The 5,078-nt window shown below is 52.9% G+C and carries 9 protein-coding genes; 7 read left to right on the top strand and 2 right to left on the bottom strand.

Annotated features, from left to right (window positions below; genetic code table 11):
* The coding region (locus tag AC128V_RS06530; protein WP_482763869.1) for an HAD family hydrolase at positions 1-482 on the bottom strand (482 nt) is incomplete at its 3' end.
* 43 nt (positions 483-525) lie between these two features.
* Between AC128V_RS06530 and AC128V_RS06525 the strand changes: the two genes are divergently transcribed.
* From AC128V_RS06525 to AC128V_RS06515, 3 genes are read left to right on the top strand one after another with little or no spacing between them, the layout of a single operon-like run.
* Positions 526-795, top strand: a complete 270-nt coding sequence (locus tag AC128V_RS06525) for a glutaredoxin family protein (protein ID WP_482763868.1) — start codon at positions 526-528, stop codon at positions 793-795.
* Complete coding sequence (locus AC128V_RS06520; RefSeq protein ID WP_482763867.1) at positions 792-920, top strand: hypothetical protein; 129 nt, start codon at positions 792-794, stop codon at positions 918-920. Before AC128V_RS06525 ends, AC128V_RS06520 begins: the two co-directional genes overlap by 4 nt.
* A gap of 18 nt (positions 921-938) precedes the next feature.
* A complete protein-coding gene (locus AC128V_RS06515; protein WP_482763866.1) occupies positions 939-1,403 on the top strand; it encodes a small multi-drug export protein in 465 nt (154 codons plus the stop codon).
* A gap of 4 nt (positions 1,404-1,407) precedes the next feature.
* Here AC128V_RS06515 and aspS read toward each other — a convergent pair whose 3' ends face one another.
* Positions 1,408-2,718, bottom strand: a complete 1,311-nt coding sequence (gene aspS / locus AC128V_RS06510; protein WP_482763865.1) for an aspartate--tRNA(Asn) ligase — start codon at positions 2,716-2,718, stop codon at positions 1,408-1,410.
* A gap of 69 nt (positions 2,719-2,787) precedes the next feature.
* On the opposite strand from aspS, the gene AC128V_RS06505 reads away from it, so the two are divergent.
* The 4 genes from AC128V_RS06505 to AC128V_RS06490 all read left to right on the top strand — a co-directional run.
* Positions 2,788-3,441: a histidine phosphatase family protein gene (locus AC128V_RS06505; protein WP_482763864.1), complete on the top strand. Its 654-nt coding sequence runs from the start codon at positions 2,788-2,790 to the stop codon at positions 3,439-3,441.
* Positions 3,438-4,043: a TlpA family protein disulfide reductase gene (locus AC128V_RS06500; protein ID WP_482763863.1), complete on the top strand. Its 606-nt coding sequence runs from the start codon at positions 3,438-3,440 to the stop codon at positions 4,041-4,043. Before AC128V_RS06505 ends, AC128V_RS06500 begins: the two co-directional genes overlap by 4 nt.
* Entirely contained in the window at positions 4,040-4,762 is a 723-nt protein-coding gene (locus tag AC128V_RS06495) for a cytochrome c biogenesis CcdA family protein (RefSeq protein WP_482763862.1), read from the top strand. Before AC128V_RS06500 ends, AC128V_RS06495 begins: the two co-directional genes overlap by 4 nt.
* Positions 4,740-5,078: cytochrome c biogenesis ResB family protein (locus tag AC128V_RS06490; RefSeq protein ID WP_482763861.1), on the top strand; the 339-nt coding region annotated here is incomplete at its 3' end. The genes AC128V_RS06495 and AC128V_RS06490, both read left to right, overlap by 23 nt.

Raw genomic sequence — 5,078 nt, 5'->3', positions numbered from 1 at the left:
TCACCAACTAGCTCACCGGTAAGCACATCTCCGTCATGGGCAACGATGGTCCCGAGCGCACCGGTAGCGCCAAGGTCATCAGCAATCTTCTGCACTAGATCAACCGGTGCTGCCGAGATAAGCCAAACCTCACGGCCTTTTGCGAGGTGATCCTTTAGGGCAAATACGGCCTCTGGCCAGAGTCTTGGCTTGATCTCGGATTCATAAACCGTGTCGATCAACTCGCGCAATTCGGCGATTGGGTGACCCTTGGTGAGCTGCAGTGCGCGGTCTTTGAAACCTGCCATCTTGGAGTTCTTCTCGCCGCGACGGATGAACATAACCTGCTCAAACATAAAGCGCCAGATGTCGCGGCGCTTGATAGTGCCGCCGGCGAAGGCAACCTTGCCAAAGAGGATTGAGGTTGAGCCACGAACCAGGGTGTTGTCGACGTCAAAGAACGCAGCCTCGATCTTGGGCTTTATTTCCTGGGGCTCTAGCACCGGCTTAGTCTAATCAGCTAAGGCACACACTTAGGCTTGTGACGTGCCAGAACAAATTCACCTCACCTTGGTTGTGCGCCAGGGTTGCCACCTCTGCGAGGTCGCTGAGAATGACCTGGCTAGGGTTTTGGGCAGATTCAGTGTAGAACATCCAGACACTGGCTTCGGTGTGGAGCTGGTAGAGCTTGACTCCAGGCCAGAGTTTGAGAAATACACCGACGAGATTCCGGTGCTGCTGATCAACAACAAACAGGTAGCATTCTGGAGAATTGACGAAGACCGAGTATTTGAACAGCTGAGGAAACTGGCATGAGAAAAGTTGTTTTCTGGATCCTAAAGAACTTCTGGTTCCCGATCCTGGTTGCGATCATTGGGTCACTGGCCAAAAAGCACCCATGGGCTGCCAAGGTTCACACCACCTTGAAGAAAGTGCAGTAGAGCGGTTCACTTAGAAAAATGAATCTTGAGCAATTAGGACTCTTGGGAATCTTTCTTGCAGGGGCTACACCCTGGCTTGAAGCGATTGCCGTTGTGCCGGCTGGGATCATCTTTGGTCTAGATACGGTGCTTACGGTGATTGCCGCGGCAACCGGCAATGCCATAACGATCTTCTTGTTCGCCTATGCAGGTTCAAGCATTCGCAGCTGGATCATTCGCCGTCGTGAAGCAAAGGGCAAGTCGGGCGAGTCACCTAAGTTCCAAAAGGCTGTTGCGGCATTTGATAAGTACGGAATCTACGGCATGGCTGCGCTGGGGCCGGTTCTCATCGGCACTCAGTTTGCGGCAGCAGCCTCCGTTGCAGCCGGCGTCAAACCCCTCAAGGTATCACTCTTGATTACCGCCAGTATGGTGCTGTGGGGAACGGGCATAGCTTTGCTGATGGTCTATTCAGGCCTGAACCTGGAGAACCTGCAGAGCTAAATGCTTATGGCTGAAGTCGGTTAGGACCACGGAACAGGAAGCTAGCCTCACGGATGTTTGGTAGGTCCAACATCAACATGACAACGCGAGTTAGCCCCATGCCGAATCCACCGTGGGTAGGAGCTCCGTAGCGGAAGAAGTCCAGGTAGAAGTTCAAGCCTTCTAGCTCAAGACCCTTGTCCAAAACCTGCTTCTCCAAGATGTCGATGCGGTGTTCACGCTGAGCACCGGTGGTGATCTCAGTGCCCTTCCAGATCAAGTCGTAGCTGTTGGTTAGCTGATCGTTGTCCGCGTGACGCATGTGGTAGAACGGGCGGATGTTCTTTGGGTAGTCGGTTAGGAACACAAATTCGTGACCGTAGGTCTCCATCACGTGCTGGTGGATCTGGCGCTCACCCTCTGGGTCTAAATCGCCATCCATGCGAGGCACCTTGTAGCCGCGAGCCTCAACAATCTTGTGAGCCTCGGCAAGTGGGATACGTGGGAATGGGGTGGCAGGAATCTGAATGTCGATTCCGTATAGCCTCTGAATCTCTTCGCCGTACTTTGCCTTCACAGCGGTGATGGCGCGCACCAGCAGCTGCTCCTGGAACTGCATGATGTCTTCGTGAGACTCGATCCAGCTCATCTCCATGTCAACTGAGACGAACTCGGTTGCGTGACGAGAGGTGAAAGACGGGTCGGCACGGAATACCGGTCCAATCTCAAACACCTTGCCAAGACCTGCGCTCATCGCCATCTGCTTGTAGAACTGAGGAGACTGAGCCAGGTAGGCGTGAGTCTCAAAGTACTCAAGCTTGAATAGCTCGGCGTGAGACTCAGAAGGTGAAGCCATTAGCTTCGGGGAGTGAATCTCAATGAAGTCGTTCTCCAACCAAACCTCGCGCCAGGTCTTCTCAATCTCGGTCTGCACGCGCATCATTAGGTTGATTTCTGGACGACGCATGTCAATAAAGCGCCAGTCCAGTCTCTTGTCGATCGAGGTGTCATCGGCAATTGGGCTGTCTGGGTTTGCCAGGGAAACAATCTTCATGCCGGTGAGCAAAATCTCAATGCCGCCAAGCTTTACGCGCTCGTCGTGCTTTAGGTTTCCAGTGATCTCAACGAAGGAGCCATTGGAGAGGCTAGAGACCTGGACAGCTAGGGCATCCTCGTCGGCTGGACGAGGGTAAGTGACCTGGACGCTGCCGGATTCATCGCGAATGATGATGAACTGAATTCGCTTTTGATCGCGCAGGGTTTCCACCCAACCACCAATGGTTACAGGGCCATCTGCTTGGGCTGCAAGCGATGCGATGGTGTGGCGATTAAGCATGTGAATACCTCGATGGGGGTAGGCGTCTAGTTACGTATTGACAAGTTTAGCGAAGGTAGAATTCTAGGTATGCCTGCCAACCGTCTTCACTTCGTTCGCCACGGGGAAGTATTCAACCCCAAAGGCGTACTTTATGAGCGAATCCCGGGCTTCCAGCTAAGTGATTTGGGTCACCAAATGGCAGAAGCTGCTGCCAAGCAGCTGGCATCGGAGAACCGCGAAATCGTAAGGCTTTTGGCTTCGCCACTGCAGCGCACTCAAGAGTCTGCAGCGCCAGTTTCCAAAGAATTTGGTCTTGAGATTGAGCAAGAGCACAGGGTTATCGAACCCTGGAACAAATTTGCTGGCCACAAAATGGGTGGCCGCGCGGTATTGAAGAAACCATCGCTTGCGCTGCACCTATACAACCCGCAGAGGCCCAGCTGGGGTGAGCCCTATAAAGAGATTGCCGCTCGCATGACAGATGCTGCAATGGATGCCTGGAACAGTGTTGATTCAGGGGATGTGGTTTTGGTTTCTCATCAACTTCCCATCTGGATGCTTTATCGTTCCAGCCAAGGTCTAGCGCTGCCGCACGATCCTAGAAACCGCAGGTGTTCGCTTTCGTCGATCACTTCGTTCGAGGTGGTGGCTGGCAAGTTGGTGGAAGTTGACTACCGCGAGCCTGGTTTAGAACTAGCAGCAAGACTGAGCGAATCAGCGAAGGATGGAGGTGCGGTGTGAAGAAAGAAACTCAAAGAGCGGTTGCCATCGCACTAGTCATCTTTATTGTCGGCTCGATTGCACTGAGCCTCGCCGGCTGCACCCAAGACCCGCTAGCTGATCAGTTTCGCTCTGGGGACTCTAAGAACTACATCGCAGGCGATGGCACCGTCACCGAGTTCGACTCGGCTCAAAGACCAACCTTTCTGCCCTTTACCGGTGAGACCGAATCTGGACAGATGCTTGATTCCAAGGCCCTAGAGGGTCAGGTCGTGGTCATGAACTGGTGGTACTCAGCATGTGCTCCTTGCCGAGCGGAAGCTCCGGATCTGCAAGCGCTATACGAAGAGTTCCAGGGCCAAGGCGTGCAGTTTGTTGGTGTGAATGTTCGCGATACCTCAGAGACTGCTTTGGCTTTTGATCGCAAGTTTGACATCGGCTTTCCCTCAATCATTGACGCGCAATCCGGCGCTGTTTCCCTGGCTTTTCAGGGAGTTGTAAGCCCTCAGGCAGTGCCAACAACTTTGGTGATCGACAAGCAGGGCAAGGTTGCCTCCAGGATTCTGGGTCGAATCGATCCATCGATTCTCAAGACACTGATTGAGACCGTGGTAGCCGAGTGAATCCAGCAGATGTAATCCTCAACGGATCACTTTTGGCAGCTATGCCAATTGCGCTGCTGGCTGGTTTAGTTACCTTCCTATCGCCTTGCGTCTTGCCACTGGTCCCTGGTTACCTCGGATACGTTTCGGGTGCCGCACAAAGTAAGACCAAGTTGGTTTTAGGTGCTGTGCTATTTGTACTTGGATTCACGGTGGTTTTCGTATCGCTCGGAGTGCTTGCGGGTTCGGCGGGACTGCTATTTTTTGCCAACAGTTTTTGGGTGCAGTTTGTCTTGGGTTTGTTGGTTGTGGTTTTTGGTTTTGCCATGATCGGGCAGTTTGATTTTCTGCAGCGCAGCATAAGGATTCCATTTAGTCCAAAGGTTGGGCTTGCTGGAGCTCCACTGTTGGGTGTGGTTTTTGCCGTGGGATGGACACCTTGCATTGGCCCTACCCTGGCTGCGGTTTTGACTCTTGCTTCAACCACCGGTGATCCGGTTCGAGGTGGCATTCTTGCGACCGTCTACTCGCTAGGTATCGGTATCCCATTTGTTTTGATTGCCCTTGGAATGAACTGGGCAGTATCGAGCGTGGCATTTGTGAAAAAGCACCTAAGAGCCTTCAACCTCTTTGGTGGCGGACTCTTGATTTTGATTGGGTTGCTATTGATGACCGGCCTTTGGGGCCAATTCCTGACTTGGATGCAGGGGGTGCAAAGTGGCTTCGAACTTATTCTCTAGTTTGATCTTTTGGCCTCGTTGGTTCTGGCGTCAGCTCACCTCGATGCGCACGGCACTATTCCTTTTGTTGTTGCTCGCCATTGCCGCAGTGCCAGGTTCGGTTTACCCGCAGCGCTCGGCTGACCCAAATGGTGTTCGTATCTTCTTTGACAACAACCCAGACGTCGCCGAGGTTATGGATGACTTCCAACTCTTCGATGTCTACACATCGATCTGGTTCTCCTCGATTTACATCCTTTTGTTTGTGTCACTAGTTGGCTGCGTGGTGCCAAGAACCAAGGTGCACTTTGAGGCACTGAGGGCCCAGCCAGTTCAA

This window comes from Aquiluna sp. (genome assembly GCF_965064355.1).
Note: the sequence above shows the minus strand (reverse complement) of the source record. Positions and strands in the feature narration are given on the sequence as shown.